Source organism: Syntrophotaleaceae bacterium (assembly GCA_041390365.1).
Taxonomy (GTDB): domain Bacteria; phylum Desulfobacterota; class Desulfuromonadia; order Desulfuromonadales; family Syntrophotaleaceae; genus JAWKQB01.
On record JAWKQB010000003.1, the window covers coordinates 571078 to 593152 of the forward strand.

Annotated in this window: 21 protein-coding genes; 8 read left to right on the forward strand and 13 right to left on the reverse strand. The window is 57.1% G+C overall.

Annotated elements, in window-relative coordinates:
* Positions 1 to 59 precede the first annotated feature (59 nt).
* Both modB and modC read left to right on the forward strand, forming a co-directional pair.
* Entirely contained in the window at positions 60 to 749 is a 690-nt protein-coding gene (gene modB, locus R2940_14950) for a molybdate ABC transporter permease subunit (protein ID MEZ4601085.1), read from the forward strand.
* Positions 746 to 1801 carry a molybdenum ABC transporter ATP-binding protein gene (gene modC, locus R2940_14955; GenBank protein ID MEZ4601086.1) on the forward strand — a complete coding sequence of 352 codons (1056 nt, stop codon included), beginning with the start codon at positions 746 to 748 and terminating at the stop codon, positions 1799 to 1801. The genes modB and modC overlap by 4 nt, the downstream gene beginning before the upstream one ends.
* Positions 1802 to 1833: 32 nt before the next feature.
* Here modC and R2940_14960 read toward each other — a convergent pair whose 3' ends face one another.
* The 4 genes from R2940_14960 to R2940_14975 form a co-directional block, all read right to left on the reverse strand.
* Positions 1834 to 2388, reverse strand: a complete 555-nt coding sequence (locus tag R2940_14960) for a hemerythrin domain-containing protein (GenBank protein MEZ4601087.1) — start codon at positions 2386 to 2388, stop codon at positions 1834 to 1836.
* Entirely contained in the window at positions 2385 to 2630 is a 246-nt protein-coding gene (locus R2940_14965) for a hypothetical protein (protein MEZ4601088.1), read from the reverse strand. Before R2940_14965 ends, R2940_14960 begins: the two co-directional genes overlap by 4 nt.
* A 199-nt stretch (positions 2631 to 2829) precedes the next feature.
* Entirely contained in the window at positions 2830 to 3222 is a 393-nt protein-coding gene (locus R2940_14970; GenBank protein ID MEZ4601089.1) for an Hsp20/alpha crystallin family protein, read from the reverse strand.
* Between the two features lie 32 nt (positions 3223 to 3254).
* A complete protein-coding gene (locus tag R2940_14975) occupies positions 3255 to 3701 on the reverse strand; it encodes an Hsp20/alpha crystallin family protein (GenBank protein ID MEZ4601090.1) in 447 nt (148 codons plus the stop codon).
* A gap of 366 nt (positions 3702 to 4067) precedes the next feature.
* Between R2940_14975 and R2940_14980 the strand changes: the two genes are divergently transcribed.
* Positions 4068 to 5006: a DnaJ C-terminal domain-containing protein gene (locus R2940_14980; protein MEZ4601091.1), complete on the forward strand. Its 939-nt coding sequence runs from the start codon at positions 4068 to 4070 to the stop codon at positions 5004 to 5006.
* 35 nt (positions 5007 to 5041) lie between these two features.
* Here R2940_14980 and R2940_14985 read toward each other — a convergent pair whose 3' ends face one another.
* Both R2940_14985 and R2940_14990 read right to left on the reverse strand, forming a co-directional pair.
* Positions 5042 to 7207 (reverse strand): amylo-alpha-1,6-glucosidase, encoded by a 2166-nt coding sequence (locus tag R2940_14985; GenBank protein ID MEZ4601092.1) that lies wholly within the window; start codon positions 7205 to 7207, stop codon positions 5042 to 5044.
* Positions 7208 to 7216: 9 nt separating this feature from the next.
* Positions 7217 to 8350 (reverse strand): glycosyltransferase family 4 protein, encoded by a 1134-nt coding sequence (locus R2940_14990; GenBank protein ID MEZ4601093.1) that lies wholly within the window; start codon positions 8348 to 8350, stop codon positions 7217 to 7219.
* 255 nt (positions 8351 to 8605) lie between these two features.
* On the opposite strand from R2940_14990, the gene R2940_14995 reads away from it, so the two are divergent.
* Genes R2940_14995 through R2940_15005 form a run of 3 tightly spaced genes read left to right on the forward strand, consistent with a single transcriptional unit; the run spans position 8606 to position 10359 of the window.
* Positions 8606 to 9124 (forward strand): hypothetical protein, encoded by a 519-nt coding sequence (locus tag R2940_14995; protein ID MEZ4601094.1) that lies wholly within the window; start codon positions 8606 to 8608, stop codon positions 9122 to 9124.
* 9 nt (positions 9125 to 9133) lie between these two features.
* Positions 9134 to 9538: a phage holin family protein gene (locus R2940_15000; GenBank protein MEZ4601095.1), complete on the forward strand. Its 405-nt coding sequence runs from the start codon at positions 9134 to 9136 to the stop codon at positions 9536 to 9538.
* 2 nt (positions 9539 to 9540) lie between these two features.
* Positions 9541 to 10359 (forward strand): DUF3618 domain-containing protein, encoded by an 819-nt coding sequence (locus R2940_15005; GenBank protein MEZ4601096.1) that lies wholly within the window; start codon positions 9541 to 9543, stop codon positions 10357 to 10359.
* A gap of 86 nt (positions 10360 to 10445) precedes the next feature.
* Here the strand turns inward: R2940_15005 and R2940_15010 are convergent, their stop codons facing one another.
* Positions 10446 to 11579, reverse strand: a complete 1134-nt coding sequence (locus tag R2940_15010; protein ID MEZ4601097.1) for an AI-2E family transporter — start codon at positions 11577 to 11579, stop codon at positions 10446 to 10448.
* 173 nt (positions 11580 to 11752) lie between these two features.
* Between R2940_15010 and R2940_15015 the strand changes: the two genes are divergently transcribed.
* Entirely contained in the window at positions 11753 to 14488 is a 2736-nt protein-coding gene (locus R2940_15015; GenBank protein ID MEZ4601098.1) for a cation-transporting P-type ATPase, read from the forward strand.
* 32 nt (positions 14489 to 14520) lie between these two features.
* Positions 14521 to 14937: a phosphate-starvation-inducible PsiE family protein gene (locus tag R2940_15020; GenBank protein MEZ4601099.1), complete on the forward strand. Its 417-nt coding sequence runs from the start codon at positions 14521 to 14523 to the stop codon at positions 14935 to 14937.
* A 156-nt stretch (positions 14938 to 15093) separates the two neighbouring features.
* Here R2940_15020 and R2940_15025 read toward each other — a convergent pair whose 3' ends face one another.
* The 6 genes from R2940_15025 to R2940_15050 form a co-directional block, all read right to left on the reverse strand.
* On the reverse strand, positions 15094 to 15960 hold the full coding sequence (locus tag R2940_15025) for a transporter (protein MEZ4601100.1): 867 nt from the start codon (positions 15958 to 15960) through the stop codon (positions 15094 to 15096).
* 60 nt (positions 15961 to 16020) lie between these two features.
* Positions 16021 to 17190 carry an iron-containing alcohol dehydrogenase gene (locus R2940_15030; GenBank protein ID MEZ4601101.1) on the reverse strand — a complete coding sequence of 390 codons (1170 nt, stop codon included), beginning with the start codon at positions 17188 to 17190 and terminating at the stop codon, positions 16021 to 16023.
* 409 nt (positions 17191 to 17599) lie between these two features.
* A complete protein-coding gene (locus R2940_15035) occupies positions 17600 to 19042 on the reverse strand; it encodes a sigma-54 dependent transcriptional regulator (protein ID MEZ4601102.1) in 1443 nt (480 codons plus the stop codon).
* A 110-nt stretch (positions 19043 to 19152) separates the two neighbouring features.
* The gene (gene pta, locus R2940_15040; GenBank protein ID MEZ4601103.1) at positions 19153 to 20154 is read right to left on the reverse strand and encodes a phosphate acetyltransferase; all 1002 of its coding nucleotides are present in this window, start codon (positions 20152 to 20154) and stop codon (positions 19153 to 19155) included.
* A gap of 310 nt (positions 20155 to 20464) precedes the next feature.
* The gene (locus tag R2940_15045; GenBank protein ID MEZ4601104.1) at positions 20465 to 21802 is read right to left on the reverse strand and encodes a butyryl-CoA:acetate CoA-transferase; all 1338 of its coding nucleotides are present in this window, start codon (positions 21800 to 21802) and stop codon (positions 20465 to 20467) included.
* Positions 21769 to 22047, reverse strand: coding sequence for a helix-turn-helix domain-containing protein (locus R2940_15050; GenBank protein ID MEZ4601105.1), 279 nt, complete (start codon positions 22045 to 22047; stop codon positions 21769 to 21771). The genes R2940_15045 and R2940_15050 overlap by 34 nt, the downstream gene beginning before the upstream one ends.
* Positions 22048 to 22075: the final 28 nt, after the last annotated feature.

Genomic DNA, 22075 nt, shown 5'->3' on the forward strand with positions numbered 1-22075 from the left:
TTAATCCTGTCTATCCTATATATCCCTGTAAAATATAGATTGTTGAATTTTTCAAGACCATGATCGAATTCTCCCCAACCGACTGGCAGGCTATCATGCTTAGCGCGAGGGTGGCCATCACGGCCACTCTCGCCGCTTTGCCGCTGGGCTTTGCCGTCGCCTATCTTTTGGCCTTCGGCCGGGTTCCGGGCAAATCCCTGATCAACGGCATCATCAGCCTGCCCCTCGTCCTGCCGCCGGTAGTGGTCGGCTACCTGCTGTTGTTGTCCCTTGGCAACCGAAGCTGGCTCGGTGAAAAGCTTGTCCGGTTGGGCTTTCCGATCATCTTCACCTGGAAGGCGGCGGTCATCGCTTCGATCGTCGTCGGTTTCCCCCTGCTGGTGCATTCGATCCGCATCGGCATGGAGGATATCGACGAAAAACTGATTCAGGCCTCCCGCACCCTTGGTGCCCGCTGGTACGACACCCTTTTTACCGTCATCCTCCCGCTTTCCGTCCGGGCCATCCTCGCAGGCTCCACTCTGCTCTTCGCCCGCAGCCTCGGCGAGTTCGGCGCCACGATCATCCTGGCCGGAAATATCCCGGGAGTGACCCAGACCATTCCCCTGGCCATCTACGACTACACCAGCACACCCGGCGGAGACCACATGGCCTTGGGGCTTTGTCTAATTTCCATACTTCTGGCCCTGGGGGTACTGCTTTTCAGCGAAGGCCTGATCAAGCGCTTCAGGCGGGAGGCACGGCGATGAACCTCGAAGTTTGTCTGGAAAAGAGACTGGGGGATTTCTCCTTTACCGCCGAATTCGTCTCCTGTTGCCGGCGCATCGGCCTGTTCGGGCCTTCCGGCAGCGGCAAGTCGACGCTGCTGAATATGCTCGCGGGCCTGCTCAAACCCGACCGGGGCTACATCCGCCTGGAGGGCGAACCCCTCTTCGACTGCAGCGCTAAAGTCAACAAGTCCTCCGATCGGCGCCGGCTCGGAGTGGTCTTCCAGCATGCCCATCTCTTCCCACACATGGGTGTCCGGCGCAACCTTCTCTACGGCTACAAACGCATCCCCAAAGAGGAGCGGCGGATCGATTTCGACTCCCTGGTCGAGGTGCTCAACCTCGGTCCTCTGCTCGATCGGGGGGTCGGCACCCTCTCCGGCGGCGAGCGTCAGCGGGTGGCCCTGGGTCGGGCGGTTCTGTCCTGCCCCCGGCTGCTGCTCATGGACGAACCCCTCAACGGCCTCGACGAGGGGCTTAAATACCAGATCATTCCCTATCTGAAGAAGGTTTTCACCGAGTTCGAAATTCCGCTATTCTTCATCAGCCACTCTCTGAATGAAATGCGGCTGATGACCGATCAGGTGCTGGAACTGTCCGGTGGCAGACTCTGCAATCAGACGACCGCCCACGAACTGGCGGTCCGAAGGATGGGGAACAGTCGCGCAGGGTACATCAACCTTCTGGAATTGCGCGACCCCCAACCCAGAGGGGGGCTTTTTGTCTATCGATGGGGTACCGAGGAACTGGTCGTGGCTGCGGACAAAGTGGAAAAGGTGGCGATGTTCGAGCTTTCCTCCAAGGACATCACCCTGTTCAAGCGCCATCCGGAAGCGACCAGCGCCCGCAATCTTCTGCGCTGCAGGGTCGAAAGGTTGTTCGATGCCGGTCATCGGATCGGGGTCGAACTCGACTGCAACGGCCGGCATCTTGTGGCACAGGTCGTGGATGAAGCGGTTGAGGAACTCGGACTGGAGCCGGGCAGGGAGATTTTCGCCGCCATCAAGGCCTCGGCGTTTGGCCGGTTGTACTGAACTTTCCTTCCCCCCTGCAAAAGCTGGTTGCATCAGATCACATCCTTATCTTCATACTTTTCCACCAACCTGCGATATTTTTCCTCCAAACCGGGAGTTCTGGCCTCGGCCTTTTGGTAATTTTGCAGCACGCCGGAACGCACCTCTTCGGGCAGCACCCGTTCGGCGAGCGGGTAGAGGATCGAGTCTTCCTTGCCGATGTGGTTGCGCAGCAGCGCTGCATATCCTCTCGCGTTTTCGGCGATTATCGGTAACTGTCCGGTCTCTCCGGACAGGGCCTTCTCGGCTGCCTCTTCCAGAGCGCGGACAAATTCCCGCCCCTGGTCATGCTCCAGGAGCATCGCCTCGATCGGCGACTGCTTTTCGGGCATGCCGTTTCTGACCAGTGCGATGAACAGCACATCCTCTTCCTTGGCGTGGTGGAAACGATCCGCATAGTTGCGGATAAAATCGACCGCGTCGATAAAAAACTGCCAGTTGCGGAACCTGCCCTGCTCCATCAATGCCACGTTCTTTTCAATCAGGGCGATCATGCGCAGAATCAACTGATGTTCGTCTGCCAGTACCTGGGTAATGTCAAGCTTCATCCTTTCCTCCCTGCCCCGGCAACAACTTCTCGGTTTTGCAAGTAGTCCATAATTTCCCGCTCGATTTTCGCTTCGGTTTCCTCTCCAAAGGCGTGAATACTGACCACATCCTTGACAAGGCAGATGCCCACACCACAAGTGATGCATCCGATGTCGTACTTTTGCAGCACCTCGCCGATGAAAGGATGTTTTTCAATCATTTTTTTGATTGGCTGATCTCCGATTCCCGCTGGAAGTTTCATGATTTCGCTCCTCGTCGTTGGATGGTTCGACTATAGGCCGAAAGTCCTTGTCAACACATGATCTGGATCAAATTCGGATGGATCTATGCAGAAGTCTTTTTTCAGAAGAAGCGGAGCGGGGATGCAGGGACGGAGAGAACGGGCCGGGGAGACATTTCTCCCACGGCCCGCAGTCTTTAACTTGTATTTAGTCGCAATGTCAGTGTCTGATCTCGATACGTCTCGGTTTCGCCGCCTCCGATTTCGGCATCGACAGAGTCAGTACGCCGTTTTTAAAGTCTGCACTGACCCGGTCGGCATCTATTTCAGAGGGGACCTGGAACTGCCGATAGTAGTCAATCAGGGAGAATTCCCGCGCGAGGACTTCCGGGCCCTGGGTCGGCATGACCCTGCCGCTGATGGTTAAAATTCCTTTTTCCAGATGAATATCGAGCCGATCCTTTTCCACACCGGGAAGATCAGCCACCAGGGTGAGGCTGTCCTCCGTTTCGAAAATGTCAACCGGAGGCCGGGAGTAACGCTCCGGGCGGCTCACTTCTTCCACCCCGGAGGGGGTGTTTTCACTGCGAACGGTAACGTTTCTATCCGCCATGGCTAGTTCCTCCTATCGATGTTCAGCGATGCTCAGCTGGCTTTTACAGAAATCTTTTTCGCCTTCGCCTCTTCCGCTTTTCCCAGAGTGATGGTGAGGATGCCGTTATGATACCGGGCGTCGACCTTTTCCGTGTTGACCCTCTCGGGGAGTTCCACTGTGCGCAGGAATTTTCCGAATCCTCTCTCCCGACGGTGCCAGCTTCGATCCCCATTCCCGGACTCTTTCCTCTCCCCGGAGAGGGTCAGCGTTCCCTGCATGATATTCAGCTCGAGGTCGCTGGGATCGATTCCGGGAACCATCGCATGGATATAGTAATTGTTTTCATCCTGACTCACATTGATGCGGGGAAAATCTCCGACTCCTATCCCGGGAATAAACGCGGGGCTCAGTCCCCGGCCAACCCCTAAACCACGAAACACGTGATCGATTTCACGACGGAGCTCATCCATTTCGCGAAACATGTCCCACGCTGCCATATCAGTTCTCCTTTCTTTCGGTCTCGAATGCCGTTTTATCTTTTGCAGCACACGCCACTCTAAAGAACAAATCCCGTGCCAATGGACAAAAACCCGGAGTTTTGAAAAAGAGCAGTGAAAACGAGATGTTTGGTATCCATTGTGGATTTTTCCGAAGCTTTTGTGTCGCAGAATGACGTCGCATCTCTGTCGCAGGTGTCGAAAGTGCAACGTTGCAGAGGTCGTCTGTCGATTTGCCGGCGAGCTCATTCCCAAGGCCGACGGGGCTCCTTCAGAAATGGCATTTATTGGCACAAAAATTGTTCTTTTGATGCCATGTAAGGCTGATTCAATCATAGAAATGCAGACGACCAAGGAGAAAACGACATGCCAAACCGGGACTATTACAGGACTCTCGGGGTGGCGCGAAATGCCGAGTCGGAAGAGGTCAAGCGGGCCTACCGAAGGCTGAGCCAGAAGTATCATCCCGATGTCAGTTTAGAGCCGGATGCCGAACGCAGATTCAGGGAGGTTGCGGAAGCTTACGAAGTGCTCGGGGATCGGGAGCGGAGGGCGGACTATGACAGGAGCCAGGTGAATGTAACTCCTGGAAACAGGATATACAATAATTCCCGGCCGGAAAGCTTTTACTCCCGCCAGGATTTCCCCCATGGGGGCGTGGAAGAGTTGTCCGATCTGTTCGAGGGGTTGAGGCGCGATCGTTTCCGCTACCCGGGAGATTCCGGCAGTTGGGGTTATCGACAGGGGGAAGATCTTCATGCCACTGTTCAGGTCGACCTGGAAGATTCATACCGGGGGGCGGTGCGCACCATCACCCTCGAGATCCCCGAAATTGATCCCTATGGCAGGTTGCGTCAAGGAAAAATGGATCTTTCGGTCAGGATTCCAAAAGGTATATTGCCCGGCCAGCAGATCCGGCTTTCGGGGTATGGTGGGCCCCCTGAAAACCAGGGGAACTACGGTGATCTCTATCTGGAGGTGGAGTTTCGTCCCCATCGTTTTTACCGCGTCGACGGCAAGGACCTCTACCTGGATCTGCCAGTCGCTCCCTGGGAGGCGGCGCTGGGAGGCAAGATCAAGATTCCGACGCCGGAAGGGGTGGTTGATCTGCAAATCCCGGCAGGATCCGGCACCGGCCGCATTCTGCGTCTTAAAGGGCGGGGTCTGCCGGCCAAACCTCCAGGTCATCTCTATGCCGTACTGCAGGTTGCCCTGCCGCCGGCCGACAGCCCCAAAGCCAGGGAGCTGTATCGCCGGATGGAGCAGGATCTTCCCTTCAATCCACGGTCTTCCTTTGGAATATGAAGGAGGGCGTCCCAGGAAGACAGCAACTTCGGGACCTACTTTATGGCGACGACTTCGATTCCCGGATCCCGCTGCAGGACATTGATGCCGACATCTGTCGGGTGACGGGTTATGGACAGGTCCACGGATGCCTCCCTGATCTTCAGATTTCGGATGACGACCTCGTCCAGAAAAGGAGGCAGTACTGGGTGCCAGAATCGGATCTGGCTGGTCCGGGCGTCGATGGTGAGCCCCAGGCAGGCCTGCAGCAGGAGAAAAACCGTGCCGGCCGCCCAGGCCTGGGGCGAGCAGGCCAGCGGGTAAAGAACCGGACCCTGGGCCGGCAGACGTTTGAAGCCGCAGAAGAGCTCTGGCAGACGCATCAGGTCGACGTTGTTGGCCAGGTGATACATGCCCTCGAAGACCTGGAGAGCCTTCCTGGTTTCACCGTAAAGAGCCAATCCCTGGGCGATCAGGGAATTGTCATGGGGCCAGATGGAGCCGTTGTGGTAGGCCATGGGATTGTATCTGGCTGTTCCTTCGGCAATGGTGCGGATGCCCCATCCGCTGAATAGAGCCGGGGAAAGAAGCTGCCGGGCCAATCGGGCCGCCTGTTCTGGGGAGGCGATGCCGGTGAACAGGCATTGTCCGGCATTGGAACTGGGAATTCGGCAGGGGCGCTTGGCTCCATCAAGCGCCAGGGCGTAGGAGTTCAGATCGCTGCACCAGAAGACTTTCTGAAATTTGTCCCGCAGGGTGGCGGCCTGCTGATGCAGAATCGTAGCCTGGTCCTTTTCCCCCAACATTTCCGCCATCGCGGCCGCCTGCCGCTTGGCTGCATAGACATATCCCTGCACTTCGCATAAGGCGATGGGACCCTTGGCCATGGTGCCGTCCTCGTGGAACACCGAATCCCAGGAATCTTTCCAGCCCTGTTGAACCAGGCCGGTCGAGGAATGACGAAGATATTCCACGAAGCCATCCCCGTCCTTATCGCCATAGGTGTCGATCCAGTGCAGCGCTTGGAGGATATGCGGCCATAGACTTTCGATAAAGTTACGATCTGCGGTCCGTTCATAATAGGCGCCGGCCAACATGACGAAAAGGGGGGTGGAATCGACGCTGCCGTAATAGCGACCGAAAGGGATCTCGCCCAGTGCCGCCATTTCACCCAAACGGGTTTCATGGATAATTTTGCCCGGCTCGGCATCGCTTTCAGGTATTTCCTCCGTCGCCTGATTGGCAGCCAGAAAGTTCAGCACCCCGCGCGCAATGCGGGGATTGATCCAGAGCATCTGAAGCGCTGTGATGATGCCGTCCCGGCCGAAGGCGGTGCTGTACCAGGGCACACCGGCATAGGGGTAAACGCCCTGGCCGGTTTCGGTGAATAGCATATGCAGGTCGTCCATGGAACGGTTGAGCCACCCGTTGAACTGCCCTGTGCTTGTTTTCACTTCGCAAAGTTCCGAACGGTAAAGCTCCAGTCTCTTCAGAGAGGCGGTGAAAGACTCCTCGTAATCGGGATGCTCCGGACGGTCTTCCTGAATCTGGCAACAGATGGTCAGATAGAAGCTCGCCGATTCCTGGGGCTCCAGTTGAAGGGAGAAAACCGCTTCGCTTGGAGAAATGTGTTCAGGCGAGGGAGAAAATCTTAAAACGGTCCTGCGTTCCCTTCCGTCCAGCCCCTGGTAGGGCAGAACGACTTCATTCCCCCGGACATCACCCTCTTTTCGCTGCCCCCGTCTCTTTCTCTGAACCCCTCTGACTTCGAAAATATCCCTGAAATCCCCGTCGAATTGCAGGGAAAAGGAAAGCGACAACGGACCCAGTCCGAAATTGGCCAATCTTATCCTCTCGAAGCAGGTATTTTTCCACAAAAATTTCGAACGGAAAATATGCAGACTGCCTCGGGGGATTTCCCGATCTCCGGCGATGATCAGATCCGGGTTGGTGAGGTCCACTGTGAGCAGTTCGTTCCGCTCATTGACGGTGGAACTGAGCAGCAAGGGCCGCTGGTTTTCCACCAGGAAATCCAGGTAGGACAGGAAGCGGGTTCCTTCATGGTAAAGACCCTGCTCTCCCCTGCCCAGAGGCAAAATATCCCCCCGGCTGTCGAAAACGGCGAACGTCTCCCCCTGTTTAAGGACACGGGTCCGTTCATCGGCGGAAGCCGTAGCGGCCTGAATATGATAATCGTCCTTGTGGTCTGCTGCATCCAGCATGGCACAATCCTACATGTTTCGCGGGTCGCCGCGAAATATTCCGGAAGGCGGGGCGGGCCGCTTGTTGACGAAGGTCAGGGTCTCCTTTGCCTGGAAAGATCCGATGGGCCACTCTTCCTGCTCGAGCTCGAGTTGCCGGTACAGGGCCAGATAGTCCTGAGCCATCTTGCTGACTGAAAAGCGTTCCTCAAAAATCCTTCGGCACCGGCTGCGGTCAAGGCTGGAGATCTGCTCGACCGCCAGCGCCGCGCTTTTCAGATCCTCGACCACATAGCCGGTGAGGCCGTTCTCCATGACTTCCGGAACCGACCCTTTTCTAAAAGCGATAACCGGGGTGCCACAGGCCATTGATTCAATCATGACCAGTCCGAAGGGCTCCGGCCAGTCGATGGGGAAAAGCAGGGCATGGGCATTGCCCAGAAATTCCTCTTTTTCCCGATCGTTGATTTCACCGACAAATTCGACCCACGGTCCCTTTAGCAACGGCCGGATTTTCTGCTCGAAGTACTCTCTGTCGACCTTGTCGATTTTCGCGGCAATCTTGAGCGGCATACCAGCCCGGCGAGCGATGGCAATGGCCATGTCGGGGCGCTTTTCCGGTGAAATCCGACCAAGAAATGCCAGATAGTTTCCAGGTTTTTGAAAGAATCGATAAATATTTTCCGGCAGGCCGTGATAGACGGTACCAATCCAGTTGGCCCAAGGCAGGGGGATCCGCTGGGCGTTCGAAATGGAAACCAGAGGCATGTCCCTGAACTCTCGGAAGAGAGGGCGCAGGTCGGGCAGATCCAGCCGGCTATGCAGTGTCGTGAGGTGGGGAAACCCAAGATGCCGGGTGAAAGGGAAGTGCAGGTAATCTATGTGAAAGTGAACAAGGTCGAATTCGTCCACTTTCCTCAAAACCCTTTCCAGCATGCAGAAGTGATGGGCCAGAGGATCGATACAGGTCTTGTCCAGCCGAAGAGCGCGGGGAGAACAGGGAACAAGAGAGCCGGAGGTGATCGAATCTCCGCTGGCAAACAGGGTGACTTCATGACCCTGGCGCACCAGTTCTTCAGTCAGATAGGAGACAACGCGCTCGGTGCCGCCATAGCACTGCGGCGGAACGCTTTCGTATAGCGGTGCAACCTGGGCAATTTTCATAAAACCTCACCTTTCTGCTCCTGAATAAATCGGACAAAGAAGACAAGGCCACGAAAAACCAGATTGAAACAGGTGGCACCAAATGTTCTATAAATTTAGCGAGGAGGGCGGAAACCGCAAGAGGGAAATCGACAGCAAGGCGGTAAGCTTGGCTGGAATCTGGGTCGACCTCTTGACAGGTCTGGCCAATTTGTTAGGTTTTAATAGAAAAACAACGAAGAAAAGGGCACTTACACCAATTAGGAGGTGGCATATATGGCTGACGACAGAAATTTAGGAACCGGCGAAACCTCGGTCGGCGTCCCCCGGACAGGCGAAAGGAAACCCGTTCGGCAGGAGGCGCAGCAATTCCAGGAGGATCTCCGCAGAAAAGGGGAGTCGCTGTTGAGCGAACAGAAAGGCTCCGTGGCCAAATTCCTCCAGGGGATTGCAAACGCGATCGAAAAAACTGCGAAGAATCTGGAAGAGGAAGGTCAGTCGAACACGGCCCGGTACACCCGGCAGGCGGCAAAGGGGATTCAGGATTTTGCCCATGACCTCAGAGAGCGGGACCTGGATGGGCTGAGGCGTCAGGTCGTGGACCTGGCCCGGCGGCAGCCCGCTCTGGTGGCCGGCGGAGCTGTAGCTCTCGGCTTTTTGGCGGCCCGTTTCTTCAAAAGTTCGGCCGAAAACACCGAACCCGGGTACGCCGAAAAAATGGAGGTGCGGGAAGAGATGGTCACCTCTCAAAGGAAGAGCGCGTTTGAGGAGCAGGAAGAGGAGTTTCACATATAGGAGGACATTATGGAAAAGACAAATTACAGAGACGATCGGTCGCTGGCCAATCTCTTTTCCGAACTGAGCCGGGAAATGACCTCACTGGTCCGTCATGAGGTGGCACTGGCCAAGTCGGAGATGTCGGAAAAGGCCCACCAGGCAAAGACCGGGATCACCTCCCTGGCCGTTGGTGGAATGGTCGTTTTCGCCAGTATCATCGTTCTTCTCTTTTCGGCCGTCTACGCCCTGGCTCAAGTGCTGGAGCCCTGGCTGGCCGCTCTGATCGTGGGTCTGATAGTCCTGGTGATCGGGGTGATCATGCTGCAGAAAGGGCGAAGCAACCTCAAGGCGCGGAATCTGGTTCCACAGAGAACGATGGACACCATGCGCGAGGATAAATCTTTTGCCAAGCACCATATAAGGAGTACATAAATATGAATGGAAGAGACGAACAAGAGGAAAGGGCCCGCAGAGAACTGAGGGAAGAAGATTTCGTCCGCACTTCTGAATCGGTCGGGGATCTTTCCAGAAAGAGCACGTCCGAACTGGAAGGCGAAATACGCACCATCCGGTCGGAAATGGACGAGACTCTTCGAGCTCTCGAACGCAGATTTTCCCCAGGAGAGCTTCTGGACCGGGCCATTCACCGCCTGCCGGGCGGGCCCAAGGAATTTGCAAACAACCTGGGCTCAGCCCTGCGCGACAACCCCCTGCCCGCAACCTTGACCGGAATCGGCATCGCATGGCTCATGGCATCCTCCGGAAGTTCCCGCTACAGAGCACCCCGAATCCACAGGAGCGGCAGTGCGGGCCGCAAGATCCGTGATGCCAGGCAGGCCGTGAGCGAAAAATTTCACCAGGTCGGGGAGCAGGTGCAGGGCAAAATAGCTCAAGCGAGGGAAAGCATGCATGAGAGAGGATCATCTGTCGGTGAAAAAATGGGAACGGCCCGTGAGCGTGCCGGTGAAATCGGGCACAGGGTCCAGGATCGCGGCCGGCATATGAAATCCGGTATGGTCGATATGAGCCATGAGCATCCCATTCTGATGGCGGGCGTCGGTCTGGCCGTGGGTGCCCTGGTCGGTGCCCTCATCCCCTCCACGCGACGGGAGGACCGGCTGATGGGAGAAGCGCGGGACACGGCGTTGGAACACGCGAAGGAAAAAGGCCGCGAACAGATGGAAACGGCCGAGGCAGCCCTTCAGGCAGGCAAAGAAGCAGCTCGAGAGGAGACCGAACGCCGCCTCCATTGAGGGCGCACCAACAGGGCGGCGCCCGAAAGGCAACGGGGCCGGGCGCCGAGTCCGGCCTCCGGTTGGGCGCAGGTTGGCTTACAGGATCAAACCTCTTCGTCCGAACCTGCACCTTCCCCGGACATCTCTTCAGTGGAGGCCAAGGATTGCGGCGTGTAGAATTCCCGGATGAAAATTCCCCAGAAGGCCACAAACAGGGCAGCAACGAGGGGTCCGATGACGAATCCGTTGATGCCGAACAGGGCGAAGCCGCCTAAAGTCGAAAGCAGGACGATGTAGTCGGGCAGTTTTGTATCCCGCCCCACCAGAATCGGCCTCAGAACATTGTCGACCAGGCCGATCACCCCTACGCCGAAAGCAATCAGGATCAGACCCTTTCCCCAATGACCCACCGCAATGAGGTAAATCGCGACCGGCATCCATATCAGCCCGGCCCCGACCACCGGGATCAGGGACAGCACGGTCATCACCACTCCCCACAGGAAAGCTCCGGGAATACCGAGAATCCAGAAAATGATTCCTCCCAAAGAGCCTTGAACGACCCCGACGGCCAGGTTGCCCTTGATGGTCGCGCGGGCCACTTCCGCAAACTTGGAGAACAGCAGCTGTTCCCTGCGGTCCCCCAGCGGCAGGGCGCGAACCAGCAGGGCAACAAGCTTATTCCCGTCCCTCAGCAGGAAGAAGGCCACATAGAGCATCAGACCCAGGCTGACAAAGAACCGCACGACATTCTGCCCGACCTGCACGGCATACTGGGCGACAAACTGGCTGGCGGTCAGGGCCGCTCCGGACAGCTGTTCTCTGATCATGGTCAGATCGATGTTGAAGCGCTCCAGCAAGGACTGAACTGCGGGAAATGCGGTTTTGATCTGTTCGATGCGCTCCCCCAGATCGAACTCCCCGGTCTGAAGGCGTTGGTACAGCTCGGCGCCTTCCTTGAAAAAGGAGCCGAGAACGAACAGCGCCGGAACGATACCGATGCCTAGACATACACCGAGAGTGGCAATCGCGGCCAGGTTGGGCCGGTATCCCCAGAGGTTGAGAAACCGCCGGTAAACGGGATAAAAGATGAGGCCTATCAGGCAGGCCCAGAAAATGGCTGCGAAAAAGGGTTTGAGAAGGAAAAAGAAAAGGACTGTCACCAGGATCAGTGTCAGCAGAAACGACCATTTCTCCAGCCAGGCATGCTCTTGCCTCTGTTCCGTATCATCGTCGGCCATAAATGCCTTTTCTCCTTGCTGATTGTAAATTTCTGAGTAAATTTTTTCGAATTATAAATCATGAAGAGGCTGGATATAAGAGGAAAATGAGCGCAGCTTCTGGTAATTCCATGGTCGTGCTGTATATTTATCCGCCAGGAAGAACAATTAATCTTTCAGTCGGAGGCTGCATTATGGAGACCCTGCTCTCCAGGCACTGGCATCATTTGCCGCCGGAGGAGATAGTCACACTGCTCGACTCCGACGTTGAAAAGGGGCTCGATCACTTTGCCGTCACCCATCGGCAGGAGCATTTCGGACCGAACCGGATCACCCGGCAGAAAAGAAAAAGTCCCCTAGTCCTGTTTCTGCAGCAGTTTCATCAGCCCTTGGTCTATATCCTCCTGGGGGCAACCATCATCACTTTACTCCTCCGGGAATGGGTGGATGGTGCGGTCATCTTCGGGGTCGTGCTGGTCAATGCCGTCATCGGCTATATTCAGGAAGCCAAGGCGCTCAGAGCGATCGAGGCTCTGGCCCTTTCCATGGAGGGCCAGGCAACGGCGGTGCGGGCCGGACAAAAACAGAGGGTTTCGTTTTCGGAACTCGTGCCCGGCGATCTGGTGCTTCTGCAGTCCGGCGACAAGGTTCCCGCGGATCTCCGTTTGATCAGCGCCAGGGAATTGCAGATTGATGAATCGGCCCTTACGGGGGAATCGGTTCCGGTGCAAAAACAGTATGAAAGCCTGCCTGCGGAGGTCGCGCTGGCCGATCGCGCCAATATGGCCTATTCTTCGACCCTCGTCACCTATGGAACGGGAACGGGGATCGCTGTGGCCACGGGAGACGGTACGGAGATCGGCCGGATCAACGAGCTGATTACCAGTGCCGAAGTCCTGCAAACCCCCCTGACGAAAAAAATCGGGCACTTCAGCAGCCTGCTTCTCTGGGTCATTCTTGTTATGGCGGGAATGACGTTTCTGGTCGGCCTGCTCCACGGCGGAACCATACTGGAAACTTTCATGGCGGCGGTTGCGCTGGCGGTTGCGGCCATACCGGAAGGTCTGCCCGCGGCCATGACCGTGATGCTGGCGATCGGCGTCGGAAAAATGGCCAGACGCAACGCCATTATCCGCAAAATGCCGGCCGTTGAAACCCTGGGCAGTACCACGGTCATCTGCTCCGACAAGACCGGAACCCTGACACAGAACCAGATGACGGTTCAGCAGATTTATGCCGGGGGACGCCATTTCGAGGTAACGGGTGGAGGATATTCCCCGGCTGGAGAGATCGTTCGAACGGGCACGGCAGTAAAGGCCCAATCCCTGCCGGCACTGTTGGAATGCCTCGAGGCCGGCCTGTTCTGCAACGATTCGCGCCTGGTCGAAAAAGAAGGGCGATGGACCTACGAGGGGGATCCGACGGAAGCGGCTCTGCTGACTGTTGCCGTGAAGGCCGGACTGGACCGGGATCAGCTTGAAAAGCAGTGTCCGCGGCTGGATACCCTCCCCTTCGAATCCGAGCATCAATACATGGCCACCTTGCACTCGATCGGAGCCAACGGGGAAAAGGTCGTTTTTTTGAAGGGTTCGGTCGAACGGGTATTGCAGCGATGTGAAGACGCTTGTGGTGAAGGCGGGTCATTGGAAAAGCTGGACTGGGCCATTATTCACCGGGAAGCCGAAGGTCTGGCCGGAGAGGGATTGCGGGTCCTGGCCCTGGCGAAAAAAATTCTGAACAATTCCAACCGCTCTGTCTCTCATGCGGATGTGAGCGAAGGGCTGACTTTCCTGGGACTACAGGCCATGATGGATCCCCCGCGAAAGGAAGCGATCGATGCCGTCCGCGCCTGCGGACGAGCGGGTATTCAAGTCAAGATGATTACTGGCGATCATGTGGTCACGGCCGCTGCGATCGCCCGCCAGATCGGGATTGCCGACCCGAGCCGCGCCATCGGCGATTTTGCTTTCAAAGGCCAGGATCTGTCCCAATTATCCGACCAGGAGTTGATTGAAACGGCGGAAAGGGCATCGGTGTTTGCTCGGGTCGCTCCTGAACAGAAACTGCGACTTGTCGAAGCCCTTCAGACCAGCGGTCATGTCGTGGCGATGACGGGGGACGGTGTCAATGACGCACCGGCCCTGAAAAGAGCCGATATCGGTGTCGCCATGGGGGCTGGTGGAACCGAAGTCGCAAAAGAGGCTGCGGATATGGTACTGCTCGATGATAATTTCGCCACCATCGAGGCCGCGGTCGAAGAGGGCCGCGCGGTTTTCGATACCCTGATCAAATTCATCACCTGGACGCTGCCGACCAATGGCGGGCAAGCTCTGGTGATTTTTGTGGCCAAACTCTTCGGGATCGCCCTGCCCGTCAAACCGGTACAGATTCTCTGGATCAATATGACCACGGCCGTGCTGCTCGGCCTGATGCTGGCCTTTGAAGGAAAGGAGCCGGGAATCATGGAGCGGCCTCCCCGCCGCCCTGAAACTCCGGTGCTCACCAGAGAACTCATCCTCCGGATCGGTCTGGTGAGTCTGATGCTTCTGATAGGGGCTTTCGGTCTTTTCGAATGGAGCCTGTTGAAAGGCGAAAATCTGGAAAAAGCCCGCACCATGGCTGTCAACATGTTTATCTTCGGGCAGCTCTTCTATCTTTTCAACTGCCGCAGCCTGCGATATTCCATGTTCAAGCTGGGTGTTTTTTCAAACCGGCCGCTGCTTTTGGGGGTCGCCTCCATGGCCCTGCTGCAGTTGCTGTTCACTTATGCTCCCGCCATGAATGTGATGTTTGGATCCGCTCCGCTCGCAATCGAAGACTGGATCTGGATTCTGTCGGGCGGTTTGATCATTTACGCTGTGATCGGGTTCGAAAAGTGGCTGCGCCGGCGTGCCGAAACCAGAACGAAAGCTCTTCCTGCGGGCGCTTGACGGTTTGCATTGAACCAGAAAGGAGGGACTGCTTGAACAAGATATTTAAAATGTTTGAAAAGGTTATTGTTTTCGCCTTGCTCGGTCTGATGATGGTGGCTATCTTCGTCTCCACCATCGAGCTGGGATTCGTCCTGGTCCAGCAGCTTCGGGAGCCGCCGGTTTTCCTGCTCAATACCAAGGAGATGCTGGAGGTTTTCTCGTTTTTCCTCATGGTCCTGATCGGACTGGAACTTCTCGAAAGTATCAAGGCCTACCTGGAGGAGGAAAGGGTTCATGCGGAGGTCGTCATCCTGGTGGCGCTGGTGGCCGTGTCCAGGAAGATCATAGTGCTGGACTACAAAGAAGAGACACCCGAGATGCTCTTCGGCATAGCGGCGATCATCATTGGCCTTAGTGCGGGATATTTCCTGGTGCGGCATGCTCTTCATGCCCATAGAAACCCGTAGGATTCCCTCCTTTGGAGGACGCCAGGGGTCTGGTAATTCCAAAAAACCTTGCGAAGAGGAAGGTCGCCGAGGAGGATCACATCCAAATATTGTGTGGGAGCCGGCACAGATCTGTAATCGAGCCCTGTCGCAAGCTCCCACACTGTTCCGCCGCCTCTAGAAGAACATGCAGAATCGGGCTTGAATCGACTTGGTTTCCGTCCCACTTTTCACTCCGAAATCGTCGCGATACTGAAACAGCAGTTGGTAATGGTCGCCGATGCCGAAGGCCGAAGTGAACATCAGAGCATGGTTGTCCTGATCGTCCTTCTGGTCCACCCCGTCGATTTCCGTTTCCCCGCCGTTGGCGTAAAAGTAACTCAGGCCGACCCACCAGCGGGGGTGGATATCGTAGCTGAGATGAACCTCTGCACCATAGAGCAGGTCCTGCTCCTTGGTCACTTCCTCGGTCCCGTTCCAGAACTCGTCATTATCGTCAAACCAGGTCACATGCCCCACCAGATCGATGTAGAAGGGACCGAACCCCTTGACGAGTCCCAGCTCGTTTTTCAGCGCCCAGCGGTTCGTCCCCAGGTTCAAGGGCCGTTTCTTGCTGTACTCTCCGATGGGAACCGTCAGGTAGGGGGTCCAGCCGAACCAGAGCTTGTTTGCCGGATCGTTGACGAACCAGGTTGTCATGAGCAGAACCGGGTCCGCGATGCCGGAGGTCGAGGTGTCGGCGATAATGTCGCCGTCGAGACTCGCTTCGCCGGCGATGATCAGGGCCTGGGGATCGACCGTGAAGGGGCCGAGGTCGGTATAGTATACCGGACGGAAAATGACCAGATTCTGCGAAAGGTTGAAGTCGTTGGAAACCACCTCGTCATCGACTTTGAACCGGTGCCCCGTGGTGTGCTGCAGGTAGGTGCAGAAAAGCATGGAACCGGACGGCAGCGGGATATAGTCCCGGGGGTCCGTAGCGCGTGCAAAGTCCGGAACAGACGCCATTGCCGCCATCACGCAGAGAAGAAAAAGGTTTTTCATTGCCTGCCTCCAAAATCCATTGAATGTGAAAACGGGGCGTTTTTAACGCCCCGCGTCGTTTTACATGGCCTTCTTGTAAAGCTCGTTCAAATTTTCCAGTTTGACTGATCGGGGGTTGAACAGGGTGCAGACATCCTTCAGGGCGTTTTCGGCCATGATCGGAATATCCTTCTCGGTCACGCCGATTTCAGCCAGTCCGGTGGGGATGCCGATATCCCTGGAGAGTTTGCGAATGGAGGCTACGGCCTTTTCGGCCGCTTCGATGGTGCTCAATCCCTCGACGTTTTCCCCCAAAGCCTCGGCCACCTTGGCATACTTTTCGGCGTTGGCCATGAGATTGTATTCGCAGACGATTGGCAGGCAGATGGCGTTGCAGACCCCATGGGGCTTGCCGAGGAGACTGCCGGGCTGGTGCGCCATGGAATGGACGATGCCGAGACCGGCGCTGTTGAAGGCCATCCCGGCCAGGTATTCGGCGTAGGCCATGGCGTCGCGAGCCTGCATGTCGGAGCCGTTGGCGACCGCTTTGCGCAGCCATTTGCCGATGATGCGGATCGCTTCCAGGGCGAGACAGTCGGTGATGGGATTTGAAAGAAGGGTGGTGACATAGGCCTCGACGGCGTGGGTCAGGGCGTCCATGCCGGTGGCGGCGGTCAGGGCCGGGGGCAGGCCGACCATCAGGGCCGGATCGTTGATGGCCACATCAGCGGTCAGGCGGGCATCGGCGAAAATCATCTTGACGTGGGTGTCGGTGTTCGTAACCACGGCAAAGCGGGTCATTTCACTGCCGGTCCCCGCAGTGGTGTTGATCGAAATGTAAGGGGGAAGATCGGCCTGAAGGGTGTCGATGCCGGCCCAGTCGCGAATGTCGCCGCCGCTGGTAGCCATGATCCCCATGCCCTTGCCGCAGTCATGGGAACTGCCGCCGCCAAAGGTGATCATAAGATCGCAGCCGTTGTCCTTCCAGACTTTCAGGCAGTCGCGCACATTGATGTCGGTGGGATTGGGCTCGACGCCGTCGAAGACCACCACCTGAATGCCGACCTCCTCGAGCAGTTTTCTGACCATATCGACCATTCCCAGCTTGACCAGACCGTTGTCGGTCACGATCAGGGCCTTGGTGCCGCCAAGAATCCTGGCCTGTTTGCCGATCTCCTTGACCGCTCCGTTGCCCAGCAGCGAGGTGGTGGGCATGAAAAAGCTGTAAACCTGTTCTGGCATTGCTCCCATGACACGTTCTCCTTTTTTGATGCGTGATTGATAGGCAGGCCGGCCTGTCCGGCCAGCCGACGACCATTCACCCCGAGAGCAGAGAGCATACCAAGTCGAAAAAATTATAAAATATTTGAAAAAACAATGAGTTGTAAAGAGTCTTCAGGTTCGGAGCGAACCCCTTGGGTGCAACATTCCCTGCTCATGAAACGGATTCTCAAACAACCCTGCAATGCAGGCTCGCCTGATTCGCTTTCTGATGAGGAAGAAAGAAAGATTGATGGTCGGCAAGATAGATTGAAGGAATCCGACGGAATTCACCGTTCCGGATCTGGAGGACGCTCGGCAGGTTTGAAAAAAGAAGAAAAAGGGCGCGGAAAGCTGCCGAAAGACGGCCGCGGGGAGCGGCGAAATGTGGAGGAAGGTTCTAGAGAGGCTCGGCACTCCCTTCTGTCGCCTCCTCCTGCCGCTTCAGGCGTTGATTCAGCGCCTGGCGGGAGATGCCGAGAAGCGAGGAAGCGATGCCCTGGTTGCCCTTGGCCAGGTCCATGGCCGCGGAGACCAGCAGAAGATTCATTTCTTTCAGGGTCGGAAAACGACCAAAAAGGTTCCGAAGGCTTTCGGCATCCGGTTTTTCCTGGTTGCCGCTGGCCGGCGTCCCGGCCTGATCCCAGCCGATGACGTTTTTAAAACTCTCCATGGAAAGGACGCCGCTCTGATGCCGGGCCACCGCATCGTACACCATGGCCTGCAGTTCCCGGATATTTCCTGGAAAAGCATAGGTTCCGAGGAGTCGCGGGAGTTCGGGATTGGCAGCCGGAGGCTTTTTGCGGAATTCCTGGCTGGCCCTGATCATGAAGTGGTCGAGCAGAAAGGGGATGTCGTCCCGTCTCTCGCGAAGAGGCGGGATATGGATGTGATGGGTGCACAACCGGTAATAGAGGTCGCTTCTGAACAGATCCCTGGTCATCATTTGCTGCAGATTCCGATTGGTGGCGACCACGATCCGGGCATCGCTTTTGCGGGGCACGTCGGACCCGATCGGATAGTACTCCTGCTCCTGCAGCAAGCGCAGCAGCTTGACCTGGGACGCCTCTTTCAGATCGCCTATTTCATCCAGGAAAAGCGTGCCCCCGCCGGCCTGGGAAATGAGACCGGCTCGCGGGCGGTCGGCTCCGGTAAAGGCGCCCCGTTCATGCCCGAACAGAGAATCGGAAAACAGGTTGTCGTCCAGTCCCGCCACATTCACGCAGACCAGTTTGCCGGGAAGGTCGCTCAACTGGTGGATGGCCTTGGCGAACAGTTCTTTGCCGACGCCGGTCTCCCCGGTAATCAGAATCGGCTGGCGGGATCGGGCCACCACTTCCATGTAACGGAAGATTGCGCGCATTTTGCTGTTGCAGGTGATGATGGGGGCAAAAATTTCGGGGCGCTCCAGTTGATCGGAAAGCAGTTGCTCCTTGAGGAGATGCACTTCCTTGCGCAGATTCCGAAGTTCCAGGGTCCGTTGAATGGTGGTGATGAACCGGGTTTTGTCGACCGGTTTGACCAGATAATCGTGTGCACCGTTCTTCATGCACTGGACCGCCAGGTCGAGTTCGTCCGAAGCGGTCATGATGAGAACCGGAATATGAGGATACTTCATGCAGATGTCCGTCAGCAGTTCCTGACCGGAAATATGCGGCATGAAGAGATCGAGCACGATGACTCCGAAATCGCGCTCGGCCAGAAGAGGGATCACCCGACGGCTGTCATCGAGAGTCGCCACTTCCCGAATTCCGGCGCTGCGAAGAAGCATTCGGGAACTGAAGAGAATATTGGGTTCGTCATCTACCAGCAAAACCGCCTGGTCTTCGCAACCAATGGCCATGCCCACCCCCTTTTCACGACAGGCTCCTGGATTCCTTTCGAAGAGCCAGCCCCACTTTACACGGCGCGGCATTTTTTTTCTACAGTTCTCCCGACCCTTTCGCCGCCTGCCTATTTGCCGGCCTGTACGGAGGTCATGGCCACGGTGCTGACGATGTCCTCCACGGAACATCCACGGGACATATCATTGAAGGGTTTCGCCAAACCCTGCACCATTAACCCGGCCACCCGGGCCCCGGCAATCCTTTCGGTCAGTTTGTAGCCGATATTGCCGCTGTTGAGATCGGGGAAAATCAGGGTGTTGGCCCGACCGGCTATAAGCGATTGGGGAGCTTTCATTGCGGCGACCTGGGGAATGATGGCGGTGTCCAGTTGCAATTCCCCGTCGACAATCAGATCGGGAGCCAGGGTTTGGGCGATGATCTTGGCCTGCCGGACCTTGTCGACCTCTTCGTGTTCTGCGCTGCCCATGGTGGAGAAGGACAACAGGGCAACGCGGGCCTCCACCCCCAACAGGTTGCGGCAGCTTGTGGCAGTGGTTACGGCGATTTCGGCCAATGCCCGGGCATCCGGCCGGGGATTGACAACACAGTCGGCAAACAGCAGAATGCCGTTCTCGCCCAAGTCCTGCCTGGGAGTCGCCATCAGCATGACGGACGAGACGGTACGGATGTCGGGCGCGGTGCCGATGGTCTGGAGGGCGGCCCGCAGAACCTGCCCGGTGCTGTTGTAGGCGCCCGCTACGGCACCGTCGGCATCTCCCCTGTGAACCATCATGGCCGCGAAAAACAGATGGTCAGGCGCCAGAAGCAAGCTGGCTGCCTGTTCCCGAGTCAGCCCTTTGTGCCGGCGAAGGGAGGCCAGCTCTTCGATATAGCCGGCCAGTCGGGAAGCGTCCGCGGGGGACTGCAGAGCGACTTCGGTCAAGTCGGCGCCCAGGGCTTTCGCCCTCTGGCACAGATCGTCGGGATCCCCAAGCAGAACGACCCTTGCCAGCCCCTCGCGGGCTATCCGGCCGGCGGCATGCAGCATCCGATCATCGTAACTTTCCGGCAGCACGATGGTTTTCAGGTTGGTTCGGGCTCTTTGCTTGATAGTATCAATCAACTGCATGAGTTTCTCCTGGATCAGGTTTGACGAGAAGGCGTCCCCCTGACCGGGAGATCAGGGGGGACGCCTTCCCGACCCGGTAATCGGAGGCTCAACCGGGAAGCTCGTTCAGGGCGTAACGGGTGTGGGGTATCGTTCAACCAGGAAGATCTTCGGCGCTTCCGCCTCCATGCCAACCGGAGAGCAGGGAATGTGCCCATTTTCGGGAATGTCATTTTAATCAATTAAAACAGCAAGTTAGTTCGTTCCGAAAGCATGTTGTTAGCAGGAAGGGGGTGCAACATAGCGGACTGGCGCAAGAAACGTTGCGCCCCTACCGGCGAAGGGCTTTTCTCCAAACGCCCATTCTCTCCGCCGCCTTGATCAGTTCGTCGCGAAAATCGGGATGGGCTATGGAGATGAGCGCCTCGGCGCGCTGCCATGTGTTCTTCCCCTTCAGGTTGACCTTGCCGTGTTCCGTCACCACCCAATGCACGCAGGAACGGCTGTCGGTGACGATACTGCCGGGGGCGAGGGTCGGCACGATGCGGGATCGGACCTCTCCGTTTTTGTCATAGGTCGAGGAGAGGCAGATGAAGCTTTTTCCCCCTCTGGAAAGATAGGCCCCCAGGACAAAGTCGAGCTGGCCGCCGGTGCCGCTGATCTGGCGGAATCCGGCCGATTCGGATGAAACCTGGCCGAACAGGTCGACTTCCACGGCATTGTTGATGGAGACGAAGTTGTCGATCAGGGCGACGTTGCGCACATCGTTGCAGTAGTCGACGGGGGCGCTCATGATCTGCGGATTGTCATGAAGAAAATCGTACAGTATCCGGCTGCCCGCGGCGAAGGAGAAAACCTGGCGGTATCGATCGATGTTCTTGCGCGACCCGTTGATTTTTCCCCGCAGCGACATCTCGACAAAGGCATCCACATACATTTCCGTATGCACGCCGAGATCCTTGAGATCCGACTCCGCGATCAGTTTGCCGACCGCATTCGGCATGCCGCCGATTCCCAACTGCAGGCAGGCGCCGTCGGGGATCTCCTCGACGATCAGTTGGGCGACCTGGACATCGATTTCGGAAAGAGGAGCCGAAGGCAGTTCGGCCAGAACCGGGTCGTCCCCTTCCACGACGTGCGTGACCTGCGAGATATGGATGGCCTCCTCCCTGCCACCCAGGCAGCGGGGCATGTTTCGGTTGACCTCCACGATGATATGTCTGGCCCGCTCGCAAACCGCCATCAGATGGGAGGCCTGAGGGCCGAAGTTGAAATAGCCGTGCTCGTCCATGGGTGTCACCTGGAACATGGCGACGTCGACGGGCTCGATGCTCTCCCGGTAGAATCGAGGCAGCTCCGAATAGCGCATGGGGCCGTAAAAGCCGCAGCCGGAAGAGAGGATTTTGCGGTCGATTCCCGAGCAGTGCCAGGAGTTCCAGGTGAAATGCCGCTCCGGATTCGGGATGCGGCAGATTTCCGGCATCCACAGGGTGACGCCGCCTCTGACCTTGACGTCCGACAATTCGCCGGCCCTGGCCGCCAGGGCCCGGTCGGTCGCCACCGGATGGCCGAGGCACCAGCCGTAATCCACCCAGTCGCCGGGCCGAACGATTTTGACCGCCTCTTCCGGGGGGGTCAGTTTGCTGCGGTACTGTTGGAGATGCGGCATGTCGGTTTCTCCTTTCTGGTTTTTCTTTTCGCTTGAGCGGCCCGCTTTCCCGGTTTCTCCCTCTGCTCCCCTCGGTTCCATTCGAAAACCTGGGGGGAAAGCCGCAGAAAAAGCTGCCGCCAGCGGCGATACTGCGACTCGGTGATGTTGTATTCCCGGCAGATGTCCTTCGCTGCCCGGCCGGCCAGCCCCTCCAGCACGATGATGGCTTTGGTTTGCGAACTCAATAGGCGGTAACAGTTCATGGCTCTCTCTTTTCCGATTTCTCCCGGG